The organism is Pseudomonas sp. SWRI111, assembly GCF_014268555.1.
Taxonomy (GTDB): domain Bacteria; phylum Pseudomonadota; class Gammaproteobacteria; order Pseudomonadales; family Pseudomonadaceae; genus Aquipseudomonas; species Aquipseudomonas hamedanensis.
On the sequence record NZ_JABWQQ010000003.1, the window covers coordinates 57,693 to 84,122 of the forward strand.

22 protein-coding genes are annotated in these 26,430 nt (G+C 60.6%); 11 read left to right on the plus strand and 11 right to left on the minus strand.

The genetic code is table 11. From position 1 onward, the window contains the following. Positions 1-103: 103 nt before the first annotated feature. Positions 104-2,935 (minus strand): RHS repeat domain-containing protein, encoded by a 2,832-nt coding sequence (locus HU755_RS05795; RefSeq protein WP_186630897.1) that lies wholly within the window; start codon positions 2,933-2,935, stop codon positions 104-106. Between the two features lie 169 nt (positions 2,936-3,104). On the opposite strand from HU755_RS05795, the gene HU755_RS05800 reads away from it, so the two are divergent. Beyond that, positions 3,105-3,569, plus strand: coding sequence for a multidrug transporter (locus HU755_RS05800; RefSeq protein ID WP_186618748.1), 465 nt, complete (start codon positions 3,105-3,107; stop codon positions 3,567-3,569). A 37-nt stretch (positions 3,570-3,606) separates the two neighbouring features. Then, positions 3,607-4,431: an SDR family oxidoreductase gene (locus HU755_RS05805; RefSeq protein WP_186630898.1), complete on the plus strand. Its 825-nt coding sequence runs from the start codon at positions 3,607-3,609 to the stop codon at positions 4,429-4,431. A gap of 223 nt (positions 4,432-4,654) precedes the next feature. On the opposite strand, the gene HU755_RS05810 is transcribed toward HU755_RS05805, so the two are convergent. The 4 genes from HU755_RS05810 to HU755_RS05825 form a co-directional block, all read right to left on the minus strand. After that, positions 4,655-5,521, minus strand: coding sequence for an HlyD family secretion protein (locus HU755_RS05810; RefSeq protein ID WP_186630899.1), 867 nt, complete (start codon positions 5,519-5,521; stop codon positions 4,655-4,657). Between the two features lie 25 nt (positions 5,522-5,546). Further along, on the minus strand, positions 5,547-5,747 hold the full coding sequence (locus HU755_RS05815) for a DUF1656 domain-containing protein (protein WP_186551330.1): 201 nt from the start codon (positions 5,745-5,747) through the stop codon (positions 5,547-5,549). Beyond that, entirely contained in the window at positions 5,737-7,929 is a 2,193-nt protein-coding gene (locus HU755_RS05820; RefSeq protein WP_186630900.1) for an FUSC family protein, read from the minus strand. The genes HU755_RS05815 and HU755_RS05820 overlap by 11 nt, the downstream gene beginning before the upstream one ends. Positions 7,930-8,067: 138 nt before the next feature. Next, on the minus strand, positions 8,068-9,567 hold the full coding sequence (locus tag HU755_RS05825; protein WP_186630901.1) for an efflux transporter outer membrane subunit: 1,500 nt from the start codon (positions 9,565-9,567) through the stop codon (positions 8,068-8,070). A gap of 275 nt (positions 9,568-9,842) precedes the next feature. Between HU755_RS05825 and HU755_RS05830 the strand changes: the two genes are divergently transcribed. The 4 genes from HU755_RS05830 (at position 9,843) to HU755_RS05845 (ending at position 14,220) form a co-directional block, all read left to right on the plus strand. After that, entirely contained in the window at positions 9,843-10,811 is a 969-nt protein-coding gene (locus HU755_RS05830) for a LysR family transcriptional regulator (protein ID WP_186630902.1), read from the plus strand. 417 nt (positions 10,812-11,228) lie between these two features. Continuing rightward, positions 11,229-11,603, plus strand: a complete 375-nt coding sequence (locus HU755_RS05835; RefSeq protein ID WP_186547191.1) for a DUF6124 family protein — start codon at positions 11,229-11,231, stop codon at positions 11,601-11,603. A 979-nt stretch (positions 11,604-12,582) separates the two neighbouring features. Continuing rightward, positions 12,583-13,557 (plus strand): D-glycerate dehydrogenase, encoded by a 975-nt coding sequence (locus HU755_RS05840; protein WP_186630903.1) that lies wholly within the window; start codon positions 12,583-12,585, stop codon positions 13,555-13,557. A gap of 153 nt (positions 13,558-13,710) precedes the next feature. After that, entirely contained in the window at positions 13,711-14,220 is a 510-nt protein-coding gene (locus tag HU755_RS05845; RefSeq protein ID WP_186630904.1) for a DUF2165 family protein, read from the plus strand. Between the two features lie 18 nt (positions 14,221-14,238). On the opposite strand, the gene HU755_RS05850 is transcribed toward HU755_RS05845, so the two are convergent. Beyond that, positions 14,239-15,141, minus strand: coding sequence for a DMT family transporter (locus HU755_RS05850; RefSeq protein WP_186630905.1), 903 nt, complete (start codon positions 15,139-15,141; stop codon positions 14,239-14,241). A 139-nt stretch (positions 15,142-15,280) separates the two neighbouring features. Between HU755_RS05850 and HU755_RS05855 the strand changes: the two genes are divergently transcribed. Next, complete coding sequence (locus tag HU755_RS05855) at positions 15,281-16,156, plus strand: AraC family transcriptional regulator (protein ID WP_186630906.1); 876 nt, start codon at positions 15,281-15,283, stop codon at positions 16,154-16,156. Between the two features lie 131 nt (positions 16,157-16,287). Here HU755_RS05855 and HU755_RS05860 read toward each other — a convergent pair whose 3' ends face one another. From HU755_RS05860 to HU755_RS05875, 4 genes are all read right to left on the minus strand, one after another. After that, positions 16,288-18,717 carry a TonB-dependent receptor gene (locus tag HU755_RS05860; RefSeq protein ID WP_186630907.1) on the minus strand — a complete coding sequence of 810 codons (2,430 nt, stop codon included), beginning with the start codon at positions 18,715-18,717 and terminating at the stop codon, positions 16,288-16,290. A gap of 216 nt (positions 18,718-18,933) precedes the next feature. Next, a complete protein-coding gene (locus tag HU755_RS05865) occupies positions 18,934-19,923 on the minus strand; it encodes a FecR domain-containing protein (protein ID WP_186630908.1) in 990 nt (329 codons plus the stop codon). Beyond that, positions 19,920-20,486: an RNA polymerase sigma factor gene (locus tag HU755_RS05870; RefSeq protein ID WP_186547198.1), complete on the minus strand. Its 567-nt coding sequence runs from the start codon at positions 20,484-20,486 to the stop codon at positions 19,920-19,922. The genes HU755_RS05865 and HU755_RS05870 overlap by 4 nt, the downstream gene beginning before the upstream one ends. Before the next feature lie 42 nt (positions 20,487-20,528). After that, the gene (locus tag HU755_RS05875; RefSeq protein ID WP_186630909.1) at positions 20,529-20,834 is read right to left on the minus strand and encodes a DUF3649 domain-containing protein; all 306 of its coding nucleotides are present in this window, start codon (positions 20,832-20,834) and stop codon (positions 20,529-20,531) included. A gap of 187 nt (positions 20,835-21,021) precedes the next feature. Between HU755_RS05875 and HU755_RS05880 the strand changes: the two genes are divergently transcribed. The 4 genes from HU755_RS05880 (at position 21,022) to HU755_RS05895 (ending at position 25,620) form a co-directional block, all read left to right on the plus strand. After that, positions 21,022-21,510, plus strand: a complete 489-nt coding sequence (locus HU755_RS05880; protein ID WP_186630910.1) for a sigma-70 family RNA polymerase sigma factor — start codon at positions 21,022-21,024, stop codon at positions 21,508-21,510. After that, on the plus strand, positions 21,507-22,439 hold the full coding sequence (locus HU755_RS05885) for a FecR domain-containing protein (protein ID WP_186630911.1): 933 nt from the start codon (positions 21,507-21,509) through the stop codon (positions 22,437-22,439). The genes HU755_RS05880 and HU755_RS05885 overlap by 4 nt, the downstream gene beginning before the upstream one ends. 214 nt (positions 22,440-22,653) lie before the next feature. Then, complete coding sequence (gene fecA / locus HU755_RS05890; RefSeq protein ID WP_186630912.1) at positions 22,654-24,987, plus strand: TonB-dependent Fe(3+) dicitrate receptor FecA; 2,334 nt, start codon at positions 22,654-22,656, stop codon at positions 24,985-24,987. A gap of 264 nt (positions 24,988-25,251) precedes the next feature. Next, a complete protein-coding gene (locus HU755_RS05895) occupies positions 25,252-25,620 on the plus strand; it encodes an endonuclease domain-containing protein (protein ID WP_186618730.1) in 369 nt (122 codons plus the stop codon). A 237-nt stretch (positions 25,621-25,857) separates the two neighbouring features. On the opposite strand, the gene HU755_RS05900 is transcribed toward HU755_RS05895, so the two are convergent. Then, complete coding sequence (locus tag HU755_RS05900; protein ID WP_186630913.1) at positions 25,858-26,265, minus strand: HPF/RaiA family ribosome-associated protein; 408 nt, start codon at positions 26,263-26,265, stop codon at positions 25,858-25,860. Positions 26,266-26,430 lie beyond the last annotated feature (165 nt).

The following is a 26,430-nucleotide window of genomic DNA, read 5'->3' on the forward strand; positions in this document are numbered from 1 at the left end:
CCTCGGGCAACCCGCCCCTTGCAGATCCGGTCACGCACGCCGGGTCATATCCGTTGATAGTCAATAATCTTTTCCTGCCCGCTGTCGGCTGAGTGGGGCTTTTTCAGCTGTGGGTGTTCTGCCGTCGTGGTTTTGGCCGGGCATAGCCGCCCATTGATTGCTGCCTCCCCGCGTAGGGTTTTGGCGCCACCAGGCCAATGAAGTCCTGCGTACGCTCCAGCGCTTGAACGGTGCTCAATGTTTGAATGGACAGGTCGGATACCGCTTCGAAGAGCTCAGCGTCCGGATTGCCGGCAGTTGCCAGCTCGGTCGCGATGGCCTGCGTTCGGAAGGTTGCCATATCAATGTCTGCCGGAATGTGTTCCCACGTTTGACTCAACGCCTCTGCATTCAGTCCTCGGGCTGCAAGGGCAAACTCGCGCCCCGTCTTCATCAGCCCCGGTGCCTGCGATCCAAGCGTGTCGCCGACGACCGACATCAGCTTGTCCTCAGCCTTGGTGCGAGCGATTTTTACCAGCCTTGATCGTCCCTCTGGCGTACGAGGATCATGTGCGACCAGTTGCAGTTTCACTTGGGCAAGACTTTGCTGTTTTTTGGGTTCGACGCTTTCGACGAAAGCCTTGGGGTTCATCTCCCGCCCTGTGAAGTTGATCGAGCGGTTCAACTGATAGGTATCCACGACTTTACCAATGGCAGCGTCCGCCAACTTGCCGCCGGCTTGCGTACCCAGCTTCGTCCCCAGCGCACCGCCCATCGGCCCGAGCGCGCCACCCAATCCGCCGCCTATAGCCCCGCCTAACGTTTGAGCGCCCGCGCTCACCGCGTGGCTGGCCAACTGCGTAACGACTCGCCTGCCAAGCGCCCGAAAGCGGTGTCGCGCCTGGGTATGGTTGAGCAACGCGTTTCTGACGTCAGCGGCTGCCGAAGTCATTGACTCGAGCAAAGCGCTTTGCTTCTGTGCACTGCCTGCCAGCGCTGAGGTATCGGCCTTGCCGCCGCCATCACTGTCCACGTAGCGGATGGGCGAGTTGCCGACCATTTGGTAAAGGTTCGGCCCATCGACAAACCCTTTGGGATCGGGATTCAACCAGCGCTGGCGCCACGGCATGTAATAGCGATACCCGTAGTAATAAAGCCCGGTGGCGTCGCGTTCCTTACCGCAGTAACGCACGGTTTTGTAGCTGACATCAGGCTCGTCGGCCCATGCAGTCGCACCAAATGGATAGAAGTGCTCGCGGCTGATCAGCTGTGCATCAGCGTCCAGCTCAAGGCTGAGCGAACCCAGATGATCGCTGAAACTGTATCGGTAGAGATCATTGGCGCCCGCCGGTGGCGGACTTGCCCAGTGCAGAACGCGGACGCTGTTGAGGCCGGTCTGGACGGTGATTACTTGCAGACTCTCACCCGTGCCAGTGTCCGTGCGCAGCTCCAGTGCAGGCAGATAACGCACCTGCGCCAGAAGACTGCGCGCGCCCGTCTGTGTCGTGCACGTTTTGCATACCCGCTGACCGGCGCCGTCATAGCGATAGCTTTCGCAATCGTCCGCGCCTGATTGACGTTGCACGGTTACCACTGAATGGAGTTGATTGCGCAGATTCCACTGCAACTGGCGTCCCTGATCCAGCACCAGCAAATTGCCAAGTGCGTCGAACGCTGCGCCGATCTCTGCCTCATCGGGCGGCTCGCCGTTGCGCCATGGCAGGCAACGATTGCTGTAGCGCGCGGCCTGCATATCATGACCGGGACTTTGCGCGCCGACATGGGTCAGCGTGAGCAGGTTGCCGCCGGCATCATAACGATAGTTCTGCGTGTAATTGGCCACGGCTGTCGGCCCGCCACCACCCGCGCCGACCTCCCAACCCGTGGCTTGGCGCAACTGGTAAAGCGTGTCGTAGCGGAAACGACTGATCGGCTCGATGCGCTGGTTGGCGAAGTGGCGAACCGGCAATGCCAGGTCTTCAATGCTTGTTACATTGCCCATCCGGTCATAGGCATACAGCAAGTGTTGCAATACGGTGCCCAGTCGGTCCTGAGCATGACGCGTGAGCAACCGGCCGTCTTCGGGACGGTAACTCAGCGCGGTCAGTACACCGTTGCCCGCCCGTTCCTGGGTGACCTGCCCTTCGGCGTTGTAGCAAATATCGCTGACCAGCGTATGCCCCTCGGTCTGAGGTTCGAGCTGCAGATCAACCGCACGCAGCCCCCCATCGAGGGTCAGCGCGAAGCTCTGCCGATGACCACAGGCATCCACCTGTTCGAGCAGCGACCCCTGCGGCGCAAAGCGCCACTGTGTGGTTGCCCCTGCTCCGGTTTCAAGCAGCTTCTGCCGATCAGCCACGGTTTCAGGCCAATCCGGGGCAACCAACTCGGCGCTGAAGTGACGGGTGTTTTCGCTGCACGGCCCGGTGATTGCAAACTGCGCGAAGAGGACGCTGCCCGCCGGGTCGTCATGGCGAATCAACTCACCGAGCTGATTGCACAGCGGGTCGCCCGCGCCCGGGCGGCCATAAGTAAAACGCTCGGCACAGTGGCGCGGCACGCCAATGCCTGCCTCGAACACAGCGACCGGTCGCAGCAAGTCATCGTATTCAATCTCGCGAAGCGTGCCCCGGCCATCCCAGCCAAACAGCATCTCGCCAGCCAAGCCATGCAACTGGACGTGAGTTCCCGCATCGGTACTGTCCGAGCGCAGAAGCCTATCGTTCAAGCCATGGACGGCGCGGAGGCTGGCAGGTGCCTGCGGATCAGTCGCTTGCAGCGCCCACAGGCGCGCATCCCATTGTTTGACCGCACGCCCGCCAGCGTCGCGCAAGGTCCGCTCGATCCGGGTTGCACTGGTTTGAGTGTCCTCAGCCCGCCAGTAATTTACTGTCGTGATGTCCAGCCCGCGCGGGTCGCTCACCGCAAGCGTTGGCGTGTTGCTGTGGATGCCCATAGTCCGTCAACGCCCCTGAGTGCCTTTGTCCATAAGAACAATAACGGGCCGGGACGCCCACTGTCAGAAATTACAGTTCCGACGGACGGTGTGCGGGTAACCGCCGCGAATATCCATTGTGCGACGCCTTCGGTAGGATGGGGCTCATTCACCGACGGAGCGTTCAAGCATGTTCATCGGCATCCTGCTGGTCATCACCTGGCTGATCCTGTTGCTGCGCTATCCGGCCAAGGCCCTGCCTGTTTCGGTGGCGGCGGCGATTGGCCTGGGCTTCGTGGCGATGTGGGTGGTGTGGCTGGACCATCGCGAAATCAAGCAACTGGCGCGCCTGGACCTGCGCATCGCCTATGTGCCCGAGCAGTGCCCGGCGGATCGCCCGTTACAACTGAAACTGAGCAATGGCAATAGCGTGCCCCTGACCGAATTGCGCTGGCGCATTGCGGCCTATGCTCCCGGCGACACGGTCAACCTGGCCGACAATCAATACACCGCGCCACGTTACCGTGGCCCGGGCGAATTGCAGGCCGGCGGCACCTGGGAAGACTGTTTGCCACTGCCGCCGCTGCGCCCCGGTTATCGCCCGCAAACCCTGGAGTTTCGCGCCGAGCATTTGCAGGGTAGTTTCTCCGACTGATGTCCTCTCCCACCTTCTTTTGCACAAGGAATGCGCCATGCCCGTTGCGTTGATTACCGGTTGTTCCAGCGGCATCGGCCGCGCCCTCGCCGATGCTTTCAAGATGGCCGGCTACGAAGTCTGGACCACTGCGCGCAAGCCTGAAGACGTGGCCGCGCTCAGCGTCGCCGGTTTCACTGCGGTCCAGTTGGACGTCAACGATGGCAAAGCGCTGGAACAACTCGGCGAGCGCCTCAACCAGCAACATGGCGGCCTCGATGTGTTGATCAACAATGCCGGGTATGGCGCGATGGGGCCGTTGCTCGATGGCGGCGTGGCGGCCATGCAGCGGCAGTTTGAAACCAACGTGTTCTCGATCGTCGGCGTCACCCGCGCGCTGTTTCCGCTGCTGCGCCGGAGCAAAGGTCAGGTGGTGAATATCGGCAGCGTGTCCGGCGTGCTGGTCACGCCATTTGCCGGTGCCTACTGCGCCTCGAAAGCGGCGGTGCATGCGTTGAGCGATGCCCTGCGCATGGAACTCGCGCCATTCGGTATCCGTGTGATGGAAGTGCAGCCCGGCGCGATCGAATCGAGCTTCGCGAAAAACGCCGGACATGAAGCGGAACAGTTGATCAATGAGCAATCGCCGTGGTTTCCCTTGCGTGAAGGCATTCGCGCACGAGCCAAGGCCTCGCAGGACAAACCGACACCGACGGTTGAGTTTGCTGCGCAGTTGTTGCAAGCCGTGCAGCGGAACAAGCCGCCACGGCTGATCCGCATCGGTAACGGCAGCCGGGCGTTGCCGTTGCTGGCGGCATTAGTGCCCAAGGGTTTGCTGGAATCCACACTGATGAAGCGCTTCGGCCTGCGCGCGAAACTCTGAGTCCGCGTCGCGCCCTTCGCGAGCAAGCTCGCTCCCACAGGGATTTTCGGTGTGACGCAGATCGCCTGCAGGAGTGAGCCTGCTCGCGAAAGTAGTGGATCAGCCACAGGTGAGTCAGGATGCGCCGGCTCTTCGCGAGCAGGCTCGCTCCCACAGGGGTTTTCGGTGTGACGCAGATCGCGTGTGGGAGCGAGCCTGCTCGCGAAGGAGGCGACTCGGTCTGTCAGAGGTTCGCCGGAGTCTGATTCACCACCACCGTGCAGGTAATCCCCGCCGCCAGCAATACCCCTTCCGGCACTTCGTCAATGTGAATCCGCACCGGCACTCGCTGGGCCAACCGCACCCAGTTGAATGTCGGGTTGACGTCGGCGATCAGCTCGCGACTTTCCGGGTTGTCGCGGTCATAGATACCGCGGGAAATACTCTCCACATGGCCCTTGAGCACTTCGCCGCTCATCAACTGCATGTCGGCTTTGTCACCGACGCGAACGTGCGGCAGTTTGGTCTCTTCGAAAAAGCCATAAACCCAGAACGAGTTCATGTCGACCACGGCCATTTTTGCTTCGCCGATGCGCGCGTAGTCGCCGCGATGCACATTGAGGTTGGTCACGTAGCCGTCCACCGCGGCGCGCACTTCGGTGCGTTTGAGGTTGAGTTCGGCGGCTTCCAGTTGCGCCTGGGCGTGTTGGTAATCGGCCAGCGCGGCGTCGGCGATGTTGCTGGCGTCGTCGCGGTTTTCCCTGGAGATCACCAGGTTGTCCAGATCGGCGCGGCGATGGGCGTTGACCTTGCGCATCTCCCAGGTCGACTTGCGCGAAGCGACCAGCGACTGCGCCTGCTTGACGGCGATGCGGTAATGCTCGGGATCGATGCGCATCAGCAAGTCCCCCTTCTTCACCAACTGATTGTCACGCACCGGCACTTCGACCACTTCGCCGGTAACGTCGGCGGCGACGTTGATGATGTCGGCGCGCACGCGGCCGTCGCGGGTCCACGGCGTGTTCATGTAGTGCTCCCACAAGGTGCGACCGATCCACAGCGCCAGGGCCAGCACCAGCAGGGTCGCGAGCAGGCTGAAAAACTTTTTCATCAGAGCCTTCTTTAGAGACAGAGAGTCAACGGTAGATAGTCAGCGCCATGGCGCCAAACAGACAGGTAAACAGGCTCAGGCGCAGCAGCGCCGGGTGCCAGAAAAAGCGGTACAGGTCGAACCCCGAAAGAAACCGATCCACCGCCCAGGCCAGTGCCGCAGCGATGAAAAACATCAGGGTCATGGTCGGCATGTACACGCCGTGGAAGGCGATTTCACGAGGCATGGGCAAGTCCTTCGGGCCTGGCGGGAGCGAATTCGGCGAGCGGTGATTGCGGGTCGAGCAGCGAGGTGCGGATGAAATGCAGATAGCTTTTCACCCGGCGCAACGCCGACGTGTCGAAGTGCGGCGCGAACGGCTCATCGGTGGCGGCGACGCGGCTGATGGCATGATCGACGGCGACCAGTGCGCGCTCAAGATTGCTCGCGTTGGGTTGCAGAAACAGACGCACCAGCGCCCGGCCCATCACACGAATTGCCTGGCGCCACGGCTGCGACTCGGCATAGGCCGGGTGCACCGGCAGGATCGCCTGTTCCTTGCGCAATTCAATGATCGCGTGGCCGACTTCCAGCACCACGAACATCCAGCGCAGAAGACGTTTCTGCACCTTCGGTTGCCCGGCCGCGAGGCCATAAGCCTGGTGCAGCAAATCGCGGGTACGGCTCTCGAAACTCGAGGCCAGGCCTTTAAGCTTGCCGCTGATCGCATAGACCACTTGCCCGCGCAAGTCCTGCTCCAGGCGTTGCCACAACCAGCGGCTGTTGGGCGGCAGAATAATCGCCCCGGCGGCCGCGCACACCAGCATGCCCATGACCATCGCGATGTAATCGTTGATGAAGGTGTAAGGGTTGTAAACAGTCAGGTTGTCCGGCACCGAACCGGTGCTGAAAAAGATCAGCAAACCGAGGCCGACACCGGCGTATTGTGGACGCGAAGCGAGGAACGAGCCGAACACGATCACCGGTGCGAGCATCACGCACAGCAAAGGAAAACCATCGATCCACGGAAAGATGAAAAACATCTCGACGAAGCCGATCAAGGCGCCGAGAAAAGTCCCGCAGGCCATTTGGAAGGCCATGCGTTTCGGGTTTGGCGTCGCCGCGGACAAGCCGACAGTCGCCGCGGCAATCAGGGTCATGGTGGCACCGCTCGGCCACGCGGTGGCGACCCAGTAACTGCCCAGCACGATCAGGATGAATGAAGCACGAATCCCCGAAGCCGCGGCCGCCCACCAGTTGGTTTGCGGGGTGAAGGGTTCGTCCCAGCGTTCGCGTTCGTGGCGGTGATCGGCCAGCGACGCGTGGGTCTGTGCATAACTGTGCAGGTCATCAACGAAGCGATACAGCAATTCATAAGCGGTGTGAAAATCCAGCTGCTCGGCCTCGCTCGGCTGGCTCTGCTGAAAAATCCCGCGCAAGCTGCGCACGCGTGCCGGCAAGCCTTCCTTGTACGTCGCAAGCGCCGTGGCCAAGCGTGCCGCATCGGGGCTGGTCAAGGCACGACCGCTAAAGCCGTCGAGCACTTCGGCGAGATCCTGCAACCCCGGTCTGATCGCCGCCACCACGTGTTCTTCAGCGTTGCCGCGCAGGCGTTCGAGCAATTGATGAAGTGCGTTGAACCGCGTGGTGATGCCCATGAACTCGCTGTTCAAACGGCTCAGGCGACCGTTGCGTCGGCGCATGTGCGGGTCTTCGAACACGGTCACGCTGCGCAGCCCTTCCAGGCCCACCGCTTCGGCGATGAAGCGCACGTTGCTGGCTTCGAAAGACTCGGCTTTGCTGCGCCCACGCAGGCCATCGGTGACGAACAACGCGAACACGCCGAAGCGCTGATACAAGGCGTTGCGCATCGCCGCACTGGCGGTTTGCGGCAGGATCGCGGCGCTGATCAGCGTCGAGCAAAGAATCCCCAGCGAGATTTCCAGCACCCGCCAGACCGCCGCCATGAAGGCGCCGTCCGGGTGCGCGAGCGCCGGCAAACCGACCATCGCCGCGGTATAACCGGCGAGCACAAAACCGTAGGCGCGAAAGTTACGGCAGCGCGCGGCACCGGCCGAGCAGAGGCCGACCCAGATCGCCAGCGCGCCGAGAAACAGTTCGGTGTTCTGCGCGAACAAGGCGATCAGCGTGACCATCACCGCCGACCCGGCCAACGTGCCGAGAAAGCGGTAGAAACTCTTGGCAAACACTTGACCACTCTGCGGCTGCATCACGATGAACACGGTGATCATTGCCGTGCGCGGCTGCGGCAATTCCAGACGCATCGCCAGCCACAGCGTGAGGAACGCTGCGATCAGCACCTTGAAGATATACACCCAGGTCACGCCATCGCTGCGTGCCCAGTCGAAGAACCCACGACGCCATTCAAGGGAGTAGAGCCAGCGCAGGGGGGCGGGTAAAGATGTCATTCGTTAGCGCTCAAATTTGGGCATGACACGGTCCCTGTAGGAGTGAGCCTGCTCGCGATAGCGGTGTGTCAGCTGACATTTGCTTTGCCTGACACAACGCTATCGCGAGCAGGCTCACTCCTACAGGGGGTTGTGTGTTCAACGCAGGAGTGCCGGTTTTTTTGGGGCCTGGGTTTGCTCGGCCGTCGGCACGTCATTACCGGCACCCAGTCCACCGCCGAGCGCCGTCACCAGCTCGGCATGCGCACTCAGGCGCGCCGCCTGCACCTGCTGCTGCACTTGTTGCTGTTTGAACAGCAAAGTCTGCGCATTCAGCACATTGAGGTAATCGGTCAGCCCGCGCTGATAAGCGATCATTGCGATGTCGTAAGTCTTCTGCGCTGCGGCTACGGACTCGGCGGCGAACGCCTGCTGTTTGTCCATCGACTCGCGGCGAATCAACTGGTCGGAGATATTTTTCAGCGCGTTGACCAGCGTCTGGTTGTAATGCGCCACGGCGATGTCATATCCGGCCGCCGCTTCACCCAGTTCAGCGCGCAGACGCCCACCGTCGAAGATCGGCAGGGAAATGGCCGGGCCGACGTTGTAGTTGAGCTTCTTGCCGGTCAAGAACTCCAGCACCCCGCCGCCGGTGGCCATGTAGCCGAGGCTGCCGACCAGATCGACGTTGGGATAGAAACCGGCATGAGCGACATCGATGCCACGGGCTTGCGCCGCCACTTGCCAACGGCTGGCGACCACGTCCGGGCGTTGCCCGAGCAGTTCGGCGGGCAGTGCCGACGGCAACTTCAACGGTGCCGCGAGGGATAAAGTCGGGCGCTGCAACTGCGCACCGGCGCCCGGGCCTTTTCCGGCCAGCGCGGCAATCTGGTTGCGGCTGAGGGCGATTTCTTCATCGAGCGCATCGAGTTGTCGATGGGTTTCCGGCAGCGGTGCTTCGGCCTGGCTGACTTCGAAGTGAGTGCCGATGCCGCCACTCAGGCGTTTCTGCGCCAGGTCGAGAATCTGCTGTTGCTGCTTGAGCGTCGCCGCGGCGATGTCGCGCTGAGCGTAATGCAGCGACAGCTCGATGTAGGCACGGACCAGGTTGTTCTGTAACTCCAGCTGCGCCTGCCGCGCCTCGGCGGCGCTCACGTGCGCCAGATCCACCGCGCGTTCGCTGGCATTGCTTTCGCGGCCCCAGAGGTCAAGGCCGTAGCTCAAGCCCAGCGCGGCGTTGTTGTCCCAGGTCGTGCTGTTGGCCAGCTCACCCGGACCGTAGAACTGATCGGTCGGCCAGTTGTGGCGCTTGAGCGTCGATTCGCCGCTTACTTGTAATGATTCGGCCGCTTCGGCGACACCGGCCATCGCCCTGGCCTGACGCACCCGCGCCGCCGCCATGGCCATGCTCGGGCTGCCCTGCACGGCGAGGTCGATCCAGCGATTGAGTTGCGGGTCGCCAAACGCTTGCCACCATTGCGCAGTGGGCCAGTGGGCGTCTTTGGCGGCCTCGGCAATGGCTGCATCGGTGGCCAGTGAATCGGCCTGCAACGCCTTGCCTTGCGGGGCAATGCCTTGGGTTGAGATGCAGCCGCCGAGAGCCAGGGAAAAAACCAGAACACTGAGCGGCAAAAGCGCTCTGTTGATGCGACGCGGCACAGCTGCGAATTCCTGAGAGAGGGGAAGAACCGAGACCCTGTGGGAGCGGGCTTGCTCGCGAAAGCGTTCTGTCAGCCGACAGACACGTTGCAGGTAAGATCGCCTTCGCGAGCAAGCCCGCTCCCACAACGGCGCAATTCTATGGAGCTGCCCTGACGGCGATAAGCTGGGATTTCTGTGAATCTTTGTTACGGTTAACGAGATAATCCCTTGGTCGGGGGTCTCAGCCCCTGAAACTTCGTGTCACAATTTGCCATCTCCCTTGAGAGCACCCCATGGACACTTTGCAAAACATGCGCGCCTTCAGTTGTGTCGCCGAAGCCGGCAGCTTCACCGCCGCCGCCGTGCAACTCGACACCACCACCGCCAACGTCTCGCGCGCGGTTTCCAACCTCGAAGCCCACCTGCAAACCCGCCTGCTCAATCGCACCACGCGGCGCATCGCCCTGACCGAGGCCGGCAAACGCTACCTGTTGCGCTGCGAACAGATCCTCGCCTACGTCGAAGAAGCCGAAGCAGAAGCCAGCGACGCCCACGCGCGCCCGGCCGGGCAATTGAAAGTGCACACCATGACCGGCATCGGTCAGCACTACGTCATCGACGCCATCGCGCGCTATCGCAAGACCCACCCCGACGTGACCTTCGACCTGACCCTGGCCAACCGCGTGCCGGACCTGCTTGACGAGGGTTACGACGTATCGATCGTGCTCGCCAGCGAATTGCCGGACTCAGGTTTTGTCTCGCAGCGCCTGGGCATCACCTACAGCATCGTCTGCGCCTCCCCGGCCTACGTGAAAGCCAACGGCGCCGCGCAGAAACCCAGCGACCTGCTCAACCACGCCTGCCTGCGCCTGGTCAGCCCGGTGATCCCGCTGGAAAAATGGGCCTTCGACGGCCCGGACGGCCAGGAAATGGTCACCATCAACAGTTCGCCATTCCTGGTGAACTCCGCCGACGCGATGAAAACCGCCATCACCAGCGGCATGGGCATCGGCGTGCTGCCGGTCTACGCCGCGATCGAAGGCCTGCGCAACGGCACGCTGGTGCGGGTGATGCCGAACTACCGCTCGCAGGAACTCAATCTGTATGCGATCTACCCGTCGCGGCAGTATCTGGATGCGAAGATCAAGACGTGGGTGGAGTATTTGCGCGGATCGTTGCCGGAGATATTGGCGGCGCATCAGGCGGAATTGGCGGCGTATGAATTGAGTGGGAGTCTGGCAGGCGTCCGCGTCGCCACCTGAGTTTTAAACACCCGCAGGTTTCGTGTAGGAGCTGACGAGTGCAACGAGGCTGCGATCTTTAGATCTTGCTGTTTAAAAATCAAAAGATCGCAGCCTACGGCAGCTCCTACATCGCATTGTTTTCACGGAAGTTTCCGACAGGTTTTGCAGGTTGTCCGTCGGAAGTGCGCTGGCTAGGATTTGGCGGTTGCTGACGAATCAGCGACCGGGTCTGGAAAACCCGCAGGATCACAGCGCATGACATAATGCCGCGCTCTTTCAGCGCCGGTATTCAAGTTATGGCGGCTGTACGTGGGAGACCTTCGGGTCTGCCGGGTTTGATCCTTTGCCGGTTTTTCCAGTCCGCGTACAGCTGCCACCCCTTTCGCCTGGAAAACGAAAAAATGGCAGCTCCATTAATCCAAAAGGATCTTTGCCATGTTCAAACCGACACCCAATCCACCCGAATCAGAAAGCACCTCCCCTTACCAATCCCCCGATTCAAAAAAACTCCACGACGCCGCCGAGCGTGCGCTGGACCACTACCTCAAACCGTCCGCCAGCGCGCAGCAAAGCCACAAACCCAGCACCATGTTCCAGGTCGCCCCGGACCAGGACAACGAAAGCCTGCTGGCCCACGCCTGCGAATCCCTCGCCTCGGCCAGCATCATGAGCAGCGACATCGCCGCCTACGTCGACAGCCCGCAGCGGCACACGATATTGGCCATCCAACAAGTGATCATGCTGGCGGAACTGGCAGTGAACCGGGTGCTGGATAATTACGAAATCCAGCAATCGCCGACACACAATTAAGTCTCTGTGGGAGCGAGCCTGCTCGCGAAGGCTTCGGCGCATTCAACATTCGGGTGTCTGATAAACCGCTTTCGCGAGCAGGCTCGCTCCCACAATTCTGGATCGTGCACATCAGCAAGATATGAGTCGGCTGCCAGGCCGCCTTCGCTGGCAAGCCAGCTCCCACAGGGGCAGGGGGAATCTGGCAGAGATAGGTTGGCTATGAGGGCGTCATCGCGAGCAGGCTCACTCCTACAGTTGGAATGCATACGCCAGTAAGAAACAGGTCGGCTGTCAGGCCGCCTTCGCTGGCAAGCCAGCTCCCACAGGGACAGGGGGAATCTGGCAGAGATAGGTTGGCTATGAGGGCGTCATCGCGAGCAGGCTCACTCCTACAGTTGGAATGCATACGCCAGTAAGAAACAGGTCGGCTGCCAGGCCGCCTTCGCTGGCAAGCCAGCTCCCACAGGGGCAGGGTGAATCTGGCAGAGATAGGTTGGCAGTGAAGACGCTTTCGCGAGCAGGCTCACTCCTACAAAAGCAAAGGCAAAGCAGCGCAGCTGCCCGCGGCGAAGCCGCTCCACTCAACAATGAGCGTTAGCTCGCGTGCTTTTGATCTTGCTTTTGATCCACGGGCGACGTCGGAAGGCTGAGTGGAGGGATTGATCCGGGCGTGGGAGCGCAGCGACCGTACGACGAAGTCGTACACAGCGGAAGGAGGTGCAGCGAAGCAAACCGGAAACGCTGCGCCCGGATCGATCCCGCAGCGAAGGAACCCGAGCCTGCGAGGGCCGAACGCAGGAGCAAGCCTTTTTGGGTACTTTTTCGGCGTCTGGAAAAAGTGCCTCGCCGTAAGGGCGAAACCGCCAGCAGCCGCTACCGAAGCAACGGATATTCACACCCGAAAAACCCAAGGCATGGCCGGCCCAGAGGCCGCCAAGACAACCCGAGCGAGAAAATGTTAGCGTGCTTGCAATCAAGCCCGACGAGTCCAAACCCAATGAAAAAAACAGTCCTGGCCTTCAGCCGCATCACCCCGCCCATGATCGAACGCCTGCAAGAAGAGTTCGACGTCATCGTCCCCAACCCCAAGAACGGTGACATCAACGCCCAGTTCAACGAAGCCCTGCCCCACGCCCACGGCCTGATCGGCGTCGGCCGCAAACTCGGCAAAGCCCAACTGGAAACCGCAACAAAACTGCAAGTGGTCTCCAGCGTCTCGGTCGGCTACGACAACTACGACCTCGACTACTTCAACGAACGCGGGATCATGCTCACCAACACCCCCGACGTACTCACCGAAAGCACAGCGGATCTGGCCTTCGCGCTGATCATGAGCAGTGCCCGCCGCGTCGCCGAACTCGACGCCTGGACCAAGGCCGGGCAATGGCAGGCCAGCGTCGGCGCCCCACTGTTCGGCAGCGACGTGCACGGCAAAACCCTCGGCATCGTCGGCATGGGCAACATCGGTGCGGCCGTCGCCCGTCGTGGCCGTTTCGGCTTCAACATGCCGATCATCTACAGCGGCAACAGCCGCAAGCCCGATCTGGAACAGGAACTCGGTGCCCGGTTCCGCAGCCTCGATGAGCTACTGACCGAAGCCGATTTCGTCTGCCTGGTGGTGCCACTCAGCGAAAAGACCCGCCACCTGATCAGCCATCGCGAACTGGCGCTGATGAAGCCGAGCGCGATTCTGGTCAACATCTCTCGTGGCCCGGTTGTCGACGAACCGGCGCTGATCGAAGCCCTGCAAAACAACCGCATCCGTGGCGCCGGGCTGGACGTCTACGAAAAAGAACCGCTGGCCGAGTCGCCGCTGTTCCAGCTGAAAAACGCCGTCACCCTGCCGCACATCGGTTCGGCCACCACCGAGACCCGCGAAGCCATGGCCAATCGCGCACTGGCCAACTTGCGCAGCGCCCTGCTCGGCGAACGGCCGCAGGATCTGGTCAACCCGCAAGTCTGGCGCGGATAAAAAACCGGGCCAGCGCAACAAAGCGCTGGCCCTGGACTTACTCCCGATACATAACTTGCAACCGAACAGCAAAGCCAAATCAGGCAACTGCGATATAAGCTCTCGGCACTTATCAATTTATTGATTGATTAATGGCAAGGAGAGCAAAATCCCGTGAACACCCTGACCACTGACAAACTCATTCGTTACAGCAAAGTCATCTTGATGGCTTATATAAGCTTCTTTGGCCTGCTGGTGATGATCCACAACTTTACCGACTACGAATCCAACTACACATACGTCGCGCACATCCTGAGCATGGACACCACCAATGCCAGCGAGAACATCATGTATCGGGCGATTGACTCGCCGATGATCCATCACCGGATCTACTGGTTCATCATTACCATGGAAGTCACGTATACGGTGCTCTGCATCATCGGTACTTACCAGTTATATCGCTACATCGATGCATCGGCTGCGGCATTTCATGAAGCCAAGAAATTTTCGATCATGGGCATATTGGTCGCCCTCTTCATTTATTACGTTTGCCTGCAAACTGTCGGTGTGGAGTGGTTCGACATGGACACTTCGCAATCATGGAATGCCAAGGACTGGGCAAGACATATTGTCGATTTCATTTTCCCGGTAATGATTTACATCACATTGAAAGTTGAGCGCTGAACCACAGCGCTCGTTTTATCAAGCCAACTTTCCCTGACGGGCAGACAACAGCTTTTTCGGTTTACGAAACACCAACACGTTGCCCAGCATCACCAACACCAGCCCGGCCAGCGCCGGTGCGGTCCACTGATAACCTTCGGCGAACGCCGATACGTTCAGCGCCACCACCGGGAACAGCACCGTGCAATAAGCGGCACGCTCCGGCCCCATGCGCCCGACCAGCGTCAAGTACGCGGTGAAGCCAATCACCGAGCCGGGAATCACCAGATACAACAACGCACCGACATAACGCGACGACCAGTCCATGTCGAAGGGAATGCCTTTGAGCAGACACCAGACCGACAACATCGCCGCGCCATAGGCCATGCCCCAGGCGTTAGTGGTCAGCGGCCTCAGGCCGGCCTTCTGCTGCAGACTCGACAACATGTTGCCCGCCGAAAAACACAGGGTGCCGCACAACGCCAGACCGAGGCCGAGCAAGGTTCGCGGACTGGCCTGATGCCCAGCCAGCTCCGGCCAGAACAACAGCCCCAGACCGGACAGACCGAGCGCGCCGCCCATCAGCACATTACGCGCAATGCGCTGGCCGAAGAACACTCGCGCATTCAGCGCGTTCCACAACGTTGCCGTCGAAAACACCACCGCCACCAGCCCACTGGGAATCCACTGACTGGCCGTCAGGAAGCACATGAAATTCACGCAGAACAGACACAATCCCTGAGCCACACAGATCAAATGCCCGCGTCGATTCATCGGTTGCAGGCGCCGACTGAGCAGCAACAGCGCAAACAACACCAGCGCAGCAAGACCAAAGCGATAGACAATCGACACTGGAATTTCGACCACGCCCAATTGCCATTTCAAGGCAATCCAGGTGGTGCCCCAGATCAGCACGGTCAGCAGATACAACGACAGGTTCATGACAAACGCTCCTAAAACAGGCCTTGAGTGTCCGCCCGGGGTCGCCTTGAGCGCTTGCAGAATCTTGCGCTTTTGTCTGCCGACAGGCTGGCAGCGCGGTGCCTACGGAGTAGGATGCAAGGCGTTGGAGAGAACGAACATGGCCGCCATTGATACCCTGCAAGTCTTTCAAGCCCTCAACCGCTCGCCGAATGCACGCCTGGTGCACAGCGCCGAGCTCGGTGACGGTTTGTCTGCGGCTTTGTGGACCAACCACCACGACGCCCAGGAATACGAAGCGCCGAGTCATCACACCCTCTCCTGCTACATCGCCGGCGGCACCGGCACATTCCGCCGTGGCCAGCCGGGCCACAAGGGCGGGCCAGACAAGCTGTGCATCCTGCCGGCCGATCATGAATCGGGCTGGGTGATCAACGGCGATATTCGTCTGGCGCACCTGTATTTCAGCGCCGAGCAATTCGCCCTTGGCTGCGTCACTTTGCTCGACCGCGAACCACGCGAGATGCAGTTGCGTGAACAGACCTTTCTTGAAGACCCGCAGCAGGCGCAGCGCTTTCGGCAATTGCTGGCCCTGAACTGGGACGAACCGGCCGAGCGCGTGCTGACCAGCAGCCTCGCCCACGAATTGATCAGCCACACCCTGCTCAGCCAGGTTGGCGTGCGGCAAGGCCTGCGTTTGAAGGGCGGATTGGCGCCGCATCAACGCCGACAATTGATGGAATTCATCGCCAATCAGTTGGCCGAACCGATCAGCCTCGGCCAATTGGCCGGGCTGTGTGCGCTATCGGAATATCACTTTGCGCGGATGTTCCGCGTCAGCTTCGGGCTGCCGCCGCATCAGTATGTGCTGGCGCGCCGCCTGAGCCGCGCGCGCGAGTTGTTGCGCGGGACGGCGCTGCCGCTGGGCGAGATTGCGCTGGCGTGCGGGTTTGCCAGTGCCAGTCATTTCACCAACCGGTTTCGCCAGGTTCTGGGTGGGACGCCGGGGGAGTATCGGCAGGCGTTTTTGCGCTAAGGCCTCGCACCTTGTCCTCGGTACTGGCCCCTTCGCGAGCAGGCTCGCTCCCACCTTGGAATGTAGCTTCCTGTGAGAGCGAGCCTGACTCCGGGCGGCGCTCCGACGAAGAACAATGATGCGATTCTGGATCAGAACTCCAGAGTGCTCGACAAGGAAACCTGCCGCGAATCGCCCATCGACACAAAGAAGCGGCTCGCCGATGACGTGTAATAGGTGCGATCAAACAGGTTCTTCACGTTCAACTGAAACTTGACCTTTTGCCCTTCGACTTTAGTGTCGTAAGTCGCAAACGCATCGGCCACGGTATAGCTCGGCAGGTCAAAATCATTCACCGCGTTCCCGGCGCGCTCGCCGACATAACGCGCGCCGGCACCGACACGCAATTGATCGCCGCCGAACACACTGCCGAAGTCATACACCGCCGACAGCGAGCCGGAATTTTTCGCTACGTTTTGCAGGCGCTTACCCTTGTATTCCGGGTCTTCGGTCACTTCAGCATCGGTGTAGGCGTAGCTGCCGATCAGGTTCCAGTGCTCGCTGAGCTGGCCGCTCAAATCCACTTCGAGCCCGCGTGAACGCACTTCGCCCGCCGCGCTGTAGATTGTCGTCGGGCCTTCGGAGTTGGCCACCAGCACATTGCGTTTCTTGATGTCGAACAGCGCGATATTACCGGTGATGCTGCCCGGCAAATCCAGCCGCGCGCCCAGCTCCCACGACTTGGCTTCCTCGGGCGCAATGCTGCCGTCGAGCACAGTGCTGCTGCCGCTCAGCGGGGCGATGGTCGAGTTGGGTTTGAACGATTCGGTGTAGCTGCCGTAGAACGACAAGGCATCGGTGTAGCGATACACCAGACCTGCGCGCGGCACCCACTTCTGGCCGTTGCTGTCGGTGTTGGCCTTGAACGGCACGCCTTTGCCGGCGTACTGGTCGTATTCCTGAAAGCGTCCGCCAGCGACCAGAATCCACTGCTCGTTGAGGTGAATCGAGTCCTGCAGGAACACCGAGTCGCTGCGCAGTTCATCGGTCTGCGCACTGTCGGGCGCGCTCACCGTCGTGCCCATCACTTCGCGGCCATAGACCGGATTGAGGTAACTGAAAGTGGTCAGGCTTTTCTGCCGGATCAGATCCTCGCGGTAGATTTTGCGGTACTCGTCATCGACGCCGAACACCAGATCATGTTGCATGCCCAGCACATTGACCTTGCCTTCGAGGCTGGCGGTGGTGAAACGATCGGTGCTGATCGCGTTCTGCGTACCGTCCATGCTGCGCGTCAGCGTGCCGTTTCTGGTATTGATCGCGGTCACGCGGACCTGGCTGGCGTCGTAGGTTTCGCGGTTCCAGCTGTAACCGAAGTGGGCTTTCCAATCGTCGTTTAGCTCATGATCGGCTTCGAAATGGTAAAGGTCCGAACGCCCTTCCATGTCGTTGAACGGCTCGTCGAGACGCTCCTTGCGTGAGATATCCAGCGGATGATTGGTGCGCGGATCGATCAAAGTGCCACGGTCGAACGGGGTGAGGAATTCGCGGTGCTCGTAGGCAAACAACAGCTTGGTGCGCTCGCCGTACCAGGCCAGCGACGGCGCAATCAGCGTCTCGCGGTGCGTGCCGAAATTGCGCCAGTAATCTTCGTCTTCATGATCGAGGACCATGCGATAGGCGAATCCGGAATCGCCCAATGCACCGGTGCTGTCGAACGCGCCGCCGCTGCCATTCTTGCCGTCGCCGTAGGTCGAGCCGCGCAGGGTCAGGGCGTTGTACTGAGTGAGTTCGGGCTTTTTGCTGACCAGGTTGACCACGCCGCCGGGGTCTTGAATCCCGTAGAGCAACGAGGCCGGCCCCTTGAGTACTTCGACGCGATCCACACTGGCGTTCATGCCACGGCCCTGCACGAGCGGCATGCCGTCGCGCATGATCGAACCGTTGCGGTTGTCGCCGAAACCGCGGGTCATCACCGAATCCTGAGTGCTGCCCAAGGTGTTGCCTTGGGTGATGCCGCTGACGTTGGCCAGCGCGTCATCGAGATTGCGTGGCGACTGATCGCGAATGACCTGCGCCGGGATGACGTTGACGGTCTGCGGAATTTCCTGCAACGAGGCCGAAGAACGCATCACCGAACTGGTCTGCGGCGGCTGATAACTCATCGATTCATCGCGCATCGAGGTGATCGTTGTGGCACCGAGGTTCAGCGCGCCTTCGGTCGGCTGGGGTTCCAGCGCCAAGGTATGCGGGTCAGTGCGGCGGAAGCTCAGGCCGGAGTTGCCGAGCAAGCGTTGCAGTGCCTGTTCGGCGCTCATCCGACCAGTGACCGCCCGGGCATTAAGGCCGTACGGCGCTTCATCGGTGTAAACCACGCTCTGCCCGGTGACGCGGCTGAAGTCATTCAAGGCTTGTGGCAACGGCTTTGCGGCGAGGGCAAAATTGAACTGCTGTTGCGGCTGATTACTGACCGCCTCAGCGGCCACTGCCACCCGCATCGGCAACAGTGCCAACGCGAGAAAACTCAACGCCGACACGCTTAACCACTGTTTGACCGAACCCGACTTTGCCTTGGACTTCATTGCTTGACGACCTGTGTAGAACCGCAACGGATGCGAATGAATCGCAGTTTCAGTCACTACACGGATGGGGCTCGGAGTTACCTCACCAAGATTTCGAAATTATTTTTCGGGAGTGTTGTGTTGTTTGTTCTGGCCCCTTCGCGAGCAAGCCCACTCCCACATTTGAACTGCGCTCCCCCTGTGGGAGCGAGCCTGCTCGCGAAGAGGCCGGCAGCCTCACTGCAAAATGATCAGACGCCCCAACACCCGATGCTGCTCAAACCCCAACACCCCCTGCAACGAATTGAGCACCGCCTGCGGATCCTTGCTCGGAAAACTGCCGCTGACCTTGCGCGCCGCCAACTCGTCATTGAGCACAACAATCCGTCCCGGGTAATAGCGACGCAAATCTTCCACCACATCGGCCAAGGTCGATTTGTAATACGTCAGCCAACCCTGGCGCCAGGCCAGTTGCGCTTCACTGTCCACCGCATGGAGCTTTTGCGCCGTTCCGTCAGCGTAAGCGACCTGTTGACCGGCAGTGAGAATCTGCTGCTCGCCGTCACGACTGGCAGACACGCCGACGCGCCCGGACATCACCGTGACCTGCGCACCGTGAGGCTGCAAACGCACTTCAAACCGGGTGCCGAGCACCCGCGCCTCGCCCTGCTGCGCCGCGACCACAAACGGATCGCCGGTGTGGCTGACGCTAAAGAAACCGGCCCCCCGGATCAGTTGCACGCGCCGCTGACCGTGACTGAAATCAACGGCAATCGCACTGTCGGCATCCAGGGTCACTTGCGACTGATCGGCCAGCGTCACCGTGCGAATTTCGCCAGGCGCCGACACGTAATCGGCGCCAAGATCATCGACCCAGCGCTGCGGTTGCCAACCCGTGCCAAGGCTGACCATCAGCAACAAACATGCGGCTATCGCCAGCACTCCCGCACCACGCAGGAATCGCGGACGCCGCGGTCGGTCCATTGCGTCGAGATACCCTTGCAGTGCAGCCGCTTCTTCAGCGGCAAGCGAGCGCGCCGGGCTTTCGCTCAATTCCCAGACGACCTGCGCCTGCGCATACGCTTCGGCGTGGGCCGGATCGGCGCGCAGCCATCGGCTGAAGGTCAGTTGATCGCCGGCGCTCGGCCGATCATGCAACAGGCTCAGCCAGGCGAGAGCGGCTTGCTCCTGAGCGGGGGTCGGGGAGACGGAATCGGATCGGTTCACGGTGCTTTCCCTGGCAGGCGTGGCGCGGGTTCGCGCAGGCTGGCCTTGCAGGCCTCGAGGGCGCGCATCATATGTTTTTCCACGGCGCTTTGGGACAGGCCCATGGCTTTGGCGATGTCGGCGTACTTGCGACCGTGAATGCGATTGAGCAGAAAAATCTGCCGGGTACGCTCAGGCAAGGCGCGCAGTGCAGCTTCGACATGGCGCAGGTCGTTGCCCGCCTCCAGTGCCGCTTGCGGCTCGCTGCCGTGGCTGTCGGGTTCGTCCGGCTGCCAGCCTTCCTTGACGCGGGCCCGCGTGCCTTCACTGCGCAAATGGTCGATGGCAATGTTGCCAGCGCAGCGCAGCAGATAAGTGCTGAGCTCCTCGACCTGCACCAGTGGCCGGCGCCAGAAACGCAGAAACAGATCCTGGACCAGATCCGCCGCCGTCGCTCGGCAGCCGACACGCCGGTTCACCAGCGCTTCCATTTGCGCACGCTGGGACAGGAACACCTGGAGAAAATGCGCACGGGCGCCACGCGGCTCGTCGTCGCGCGATTCCGGCGGCAGACCAATCAGCATCTCAGCACTGCGCCCAGGCCATCGCCTGCAGGAAGCCCTCTTTCATGCCAGCCCCAGGCCGCGCACAACGCCGGAGACGGTGGCGAGAATCACGCTCGGCACCAGCAAGCCGACCCACGCTGACCAGGCGCTGCGGCAGACAAAACACCAGAGCACCGCGACCAGATAAACCAGAAAAGATACGGTCATGCCGGTCACCACCGCCTCGGCGCGGTTCAACGGCAGCCACAGCGTCAGGGCGACGCTGGCCAGCGCCGCGACCAGATAGCCGCCAAAAATCGCCGCCAGCACCCGCGAGGTGAGCGCCAGACGATAGGACATGGGAAGCGTGGCGAGTTTGCCTTTCATGTTTCGACCCTGAAACGAAAAACGCCCGGCCGACAAGCCGAACGACAGGCGAGCAATATTAATGATAAATATTCTCATACGCAAAAGCATCTGATTGCCGGGGACGACCTCCAGCCCCTACAATGCGAACCGTTCTTGTTCTCTAACGCACGTTCTCTACGCAAGCATTGCGTCCGGAGTCATTTCGTTGCCGCCCGCCCATCCTGTCGAATCGCTTTACCACGCCCACCACAGCTGGCTCACCGGCTGGCTGCGGCGCCGGCTCGGCTGCCCGGACAGCGCGGCGGACCTGGCTCAGGACACGTTCATCAAGGTGCTCACCGCGCGCGAACCGCCTGTCATCATCGAACCGCGCGCCTTTCTCACCACCCTGGCCAAGCGCGTCTTGTTCAATCACTACCGCCGTCAGGATCTGGAGCGCGCCTATCTCGAGACACTGGCGCAGCTGCCAGAGATGGTCGCGCCGTCGGAAGAACACAAAGCGATCATCCTGCAGACATTGGTCGAACTCGATGATCTGCTCAACGGTTTGCCGCGCCAGGTCAAGCGCGCCTTCCTCCTCGCTCAGGTCGATGGCCTGACGTATCCACAGATCGCCGCTGAACTGGGTATCTCGGTGGCCACGGTCAAGCGCCATTTGAACAAAGCGGCCATGCGCTGCTATTTCGCCCTGTGAATCGCGCGCCGGATTTCTCCGCGCAGGTCGCCGAACAGGCGGTGCACTGGCTGCTGGAAATGCAGCAGGGCACGCTGACGCCGCGCCAGCAACAGGCCTGGCAACAATGGCTGGATGCACACAGCGAACACCGCCGGGCGTGGGAACACATGCAACGGGTCAACCAGCGCTTGCGCGGAGTGTCGTCACCGCTGGCCCACGCGGCGTTGAACGGGCCGAAGTCCACCAGCCGCCGGCAGGCGCTGAAACTGCTGCTGATTCTCGGTGCCGGTTCCGCATTGACCTGGAGCCTGCGCGAGCACACGCCGCTGCCGTCACTGCTCGCCGATTACCGTACGCCGATCGGGCAACGGCGCAAGATTGCGCTAGGTGGCGCCGATTCGTTGCAGCTCAATACCGCCAGCTCGGTCGATGTCGATGCCGCGCGTCGATCGATTCGGCTGCTGGAGGGCGAAATGCTTTTGAGCGCTGCGACACCGTTCGAGATAAGCACGGCGCAAGGCGTGCTGAAAACCCAAGGTGCACGCCTCAATGTCCGGCAGTTTGCCGATCGCACGCAGGTTGCGCTGTTCGAAGGGCGAGTCGAATTGACCGGCAGTCAACGCGCGCCGCTGATGTTGCCCGTCGCGCGCCAACTGAATTTCACCACGACCTCCGTCAGTGAGGCTAAACCGCTGGATGCCAACAGCGGAGCCTGGACAGACGGCATGCTGGTCGCCGCACACATGCGCTTGGGCGATTTTCTTGAAGAGCTTGGCCGCTACCGTCGCGGCCAGTTGAGTTGCGATAGCCAAGTCGCCGATCTGCTGATTTCCGGGACGTACCCTCTGGATGACAGCGAACGGATTCTTGAGCTGTTGCAGATCAGTCTTCCGGTCAAAGTGAAGCGCTTTACTCGCTATTGGGTGACCGTCGAAGCCCGGGCGTGAGGCAAAAATTATTGTGGCGAGGGAGCTTGCTCCCGCTGGACTGCGCAGCAGGGCCATTTTGAAAGGAAGGGCCGCTGCGCGACCCAGCGGGAGCAAGCGCCCTCGCCAGAACAGCAGTCGCTGAAAAATATTCGTAAACAGTGAGCCGTTTTTCAGATCTGGCGTGACAGAGAAGGAAAGCCCCCTTGATTCCACCTTCTCAGGATCATTCGACATGCAGCCCACCCGCCTTACGCCACTGGCCCGCAGCCTGCGCAATCTCGTCCTCGGCGCCAGCCTGAGTCTGACCGCCCTGCCCGCCGCACTGGCCGCCGAGACCAAGGTCTATCACATCGCCCCTGCGTCGCTGGAAACCGCGCTCAACCAGTTTGGCCGTGAAGCCGGCGTGCTGATTTCCTTCGGCTCGCAAGTCACCAGCGGCGTGCAGAGTCGAGGCCTGGAAGGCAATTACACCGCGCAACAAGGCCTCGATGCCCTGCTCGAAGGCACAGGCCTGCAAGCTCGCGCCGAGGGCAATAATGCGTTCAGCCTGCAACCGGTGGCAGATGCGGCGCTGGAGCTGGACACCTCGAAAGTCGTCGGCGACTGGCTTGGCGATGCGGCGCAGATCAACGTTTTCGAACACCCCGGTGCGCGCGATGTGATCCGCCGCGAAGAATTCGAGCGTCAGGGCGCGACGCAGGCCCGCGACGTGCTCAACCGCATTCCGGGCGTTAACGCACCAGAAAACAACGGCACCGGCAGCCATGACATGGCGCTGAACTTCGGCATCCGTGGTTTGAATCCACGCCTTGCCGCGCGCTCGACCGTTCTGATGGACGGCATCCCGGTGCCGTTCGCGCCGTACGGTCAGCCACAGTTGTCGTTTGCACCGATCAGCATGGGCAACATGGATGCGGTGGACGTGGTGCGTGGCGGCGGTGCGGTGCGTTACGGCCCGCAGAACGTCGGCGGCGTGGTCAACTTCGTAACCCGGGCGATCCCCGACGAACCAACGGTCAAGGGCGGCTTCCAGACCGAAACCAGTCCATCGTCGAGCCATGACGGTTTCAAGACCAGCGCCAACCTGCTGGCCGGCGGCACCAATGCCAATGGTCTGGGCGGCGCATTGCTGTATTCCGGCACACGCGGCGGCGACTGGCGTGAACACAGCGATACCGAGATCGACGACCTTATCCTCAAGGGCAAATACCAGCTCGACGAGGCCAACAGCTTCAACGCCATGGCCCAATATTACGAAGGCAAGGCCGACATGCCCGGCGGTTTGAACGTTGCCGACTACGATGCCGATCCGTATCAGTCGACGCGCCCGAAAGACCAGTTCTGGGGTCGCCGGACGATGTTCAACTTCGGTTATCGCTATCAGGAAGATCGCCGCGAGTTCACCGCCAACACCTTCTTCACCAAGACACTGCGCAGCGGTTATCTCGATCAGGGCACATTCCTTTCGCTGTCTCCGCGCGAATATTGGGTGCGCGGTCTGGAAACCCGTTTCGCCCAGGGCTTCGACCTCGGTTCGAGCAGCCATGAAGTCGGCGTCGGCTACCGCTACATCAACGAGGCCGGCCATGAGCTGCGTTATCGCACGCCGATCAGCGCCAACGAATACCCGACCACCAGCAGTCGCAACGACCGCGACACCCGTGGCGGCACCGAAGCCAATGCGTTCTTCGTCGATGATCGCATCGATATCGGCAAATGGACCATCACCCCCGGCGTGCGCTACGAAATGATCGAGTCGCAGCAGACCAACAACCTGACCAACGTCAAATACAAGGGCGACTACAACACCGCGTTGCCGGCGCTGAACGTGCTCTATCACCTGACTGACAGCTGGAACCTGTACGCCAACACCGAAGGCTCGTTCGGCAGCGTGCAGTACAGTCAGATGCCCAACCGCGTGACCAGCGGTGAAGTGAAACCGGAAAAAGCCCGCACCTGGGAACTCGGCACGCGTTACGACAACGGTGCGCTGCGGGCGGAAATCGGCGCGTTTCTGATCAACTTCGACAACCAGTACGAAAGCAACCAGACCAACGACTCGGTGATCGCCCGTGGCGAGACCCGGCATCAGGGCATCGAGACCAGTGTCAACTATGCACTGGATGACGTGAGCCCGGCGCTGGCCGGCTTTAACGTCTACGCCAGCTACGCCTACGTCGACGCAACCATCCGCGAAGACGGACCGAACAAGGGCAACCGCGTGCCGTTTTCCTCTAAACACAAAGGCACGGTTGGCGTCGGTTATACCGAAGGGCCATGGAAACTGAACCTGGATAGCAGCTTCCAGAGCGACCAGTTTGCCGACAACGCCAACACGTCCAGGGAAAGTGCTGATGGGAGCACCGGCAAGATCCCCGGTTATATGCTGTTCAGCAGCCGCGCGGGTTATGACTTCGGGCCGCAGTTGTCGGATCTGAACGTGGCGGTGGGGGTGAAGAACATCTTCAACACGCAGTACTTCACGCGTTCGTTCGATGACAACAACAAGGGCAAGTATGTGGGGGAACCGCGGACGGTTTATGTGCAAACGTCTGTGGCGTTCTGAGACCGAAAAAATCAACGTCAAAAGCCCCTCATCGGAACGCCGCCCGCCTAACCCTCTCCCAAAGGGAGAGGGGACTGATTGGGGGGAATTTCAAAGATGTGTCGATCTGAGAGTACTATTTTGAATCCATGATCGACGCGGTATGTCAGGTCGACATACATCCCGCTGACAACGTGGTCGGCTCCCTCTCCCTCCGGGAGAGGGCTGGGGTGAGGGTTCTGGGCTACAGTTAAATATCAAACCACTTCACAAGGACCGTGAAGCATGCAAAATCGCCCCACCCTCACCCGATTCGCCCGCCAGCTACGCGTCAAACAAACCGACTGCGAACTCCTGCTCTGGCAAAAGCTTCGCGCCCGGCAAATCGCCAATCTGAAATTTCGTCGTCAGTATCCCTGCCCGCCCTATGTGCTCGATTTTTACTGTGCCGAACTGAAGTTGGCGATCGAGCTTGATGGCGGCCAACACCATGAATCGCCGGGAGTGATCCATGACCGGCGCCGGACGGGTTATTTGAATCAAAAGGGTATTGAAGTCGTACGTTTCAGCAATCTCGAAGTGATGCAGCAAATGGACGATGTGCTGGAACAGATCATAAGAATTGCAGCGAATCGAAAAGCGCCCTCACCCTAGCCCTCTCCCGGAGGGAGAGGGGACTGACCGCGTTGTTTTAGCGAGTTACGCCGACATGAGATATCGAGCCGAACTCAAGTTTAGAAAGCAATCGAGTTCGGCCCCCTCTCCCTCTGGGAGAGGGCTGGGGTGGGGGTCTGCTTTATCACGCCAGACTCTAAATCCAGCCGCAAAAAACAAAAACGGGCCTGCAATCGCAGGCCCGTTCTCATTGGGGTGGCTTATGAAATCAGCGCATCAACTGTTGATCGCTGCCTGTTCGTTTTCGAGAAATTCTTCCTCCAGCAACCGGTCATTCGCTTTGCGCTCGAATGGCACTACAGCGGCGCGTGGTTTGCCTCGTTTTTTGCCGAAATGGTGTTCCAGGGCGTGCTCGAGCTTCTCGGCAGCGCCGTCGATCGCCTGCTCCAGCGAATCGGCTTTATGGGTCACGGAAATCGGTTGGTGGCCTTTTGGCCGCGCTTCCAGTTGGCAGCGCAAGTCATGGGGACCTGGTTTCTCACCGTTCTCGTCGCTCAGGTGAACTTCGACACGGGTCAGGTCTTCTTCATAACGTTCGAGCGTGCTCTCAATAGTTGTACGTACCCACTCCTCCAGTCGCTTACTGCCTTGAATATGGTTATCGCTGTTGACTTGGATTTGCATAGTTCATCCCTTATTTCAGCTAGCTCGCAAGGGGCCTGGAACAGGATTTCGTGACCCCTTGATTACAACAATCGGCCCGAGCGGCGAACATTTCAACCCCTGAAAAAAGATAAATATTCATTCGCAAAAAAAGCCGGACAACCGAGCGAAGCGCTGGTAAGGTCG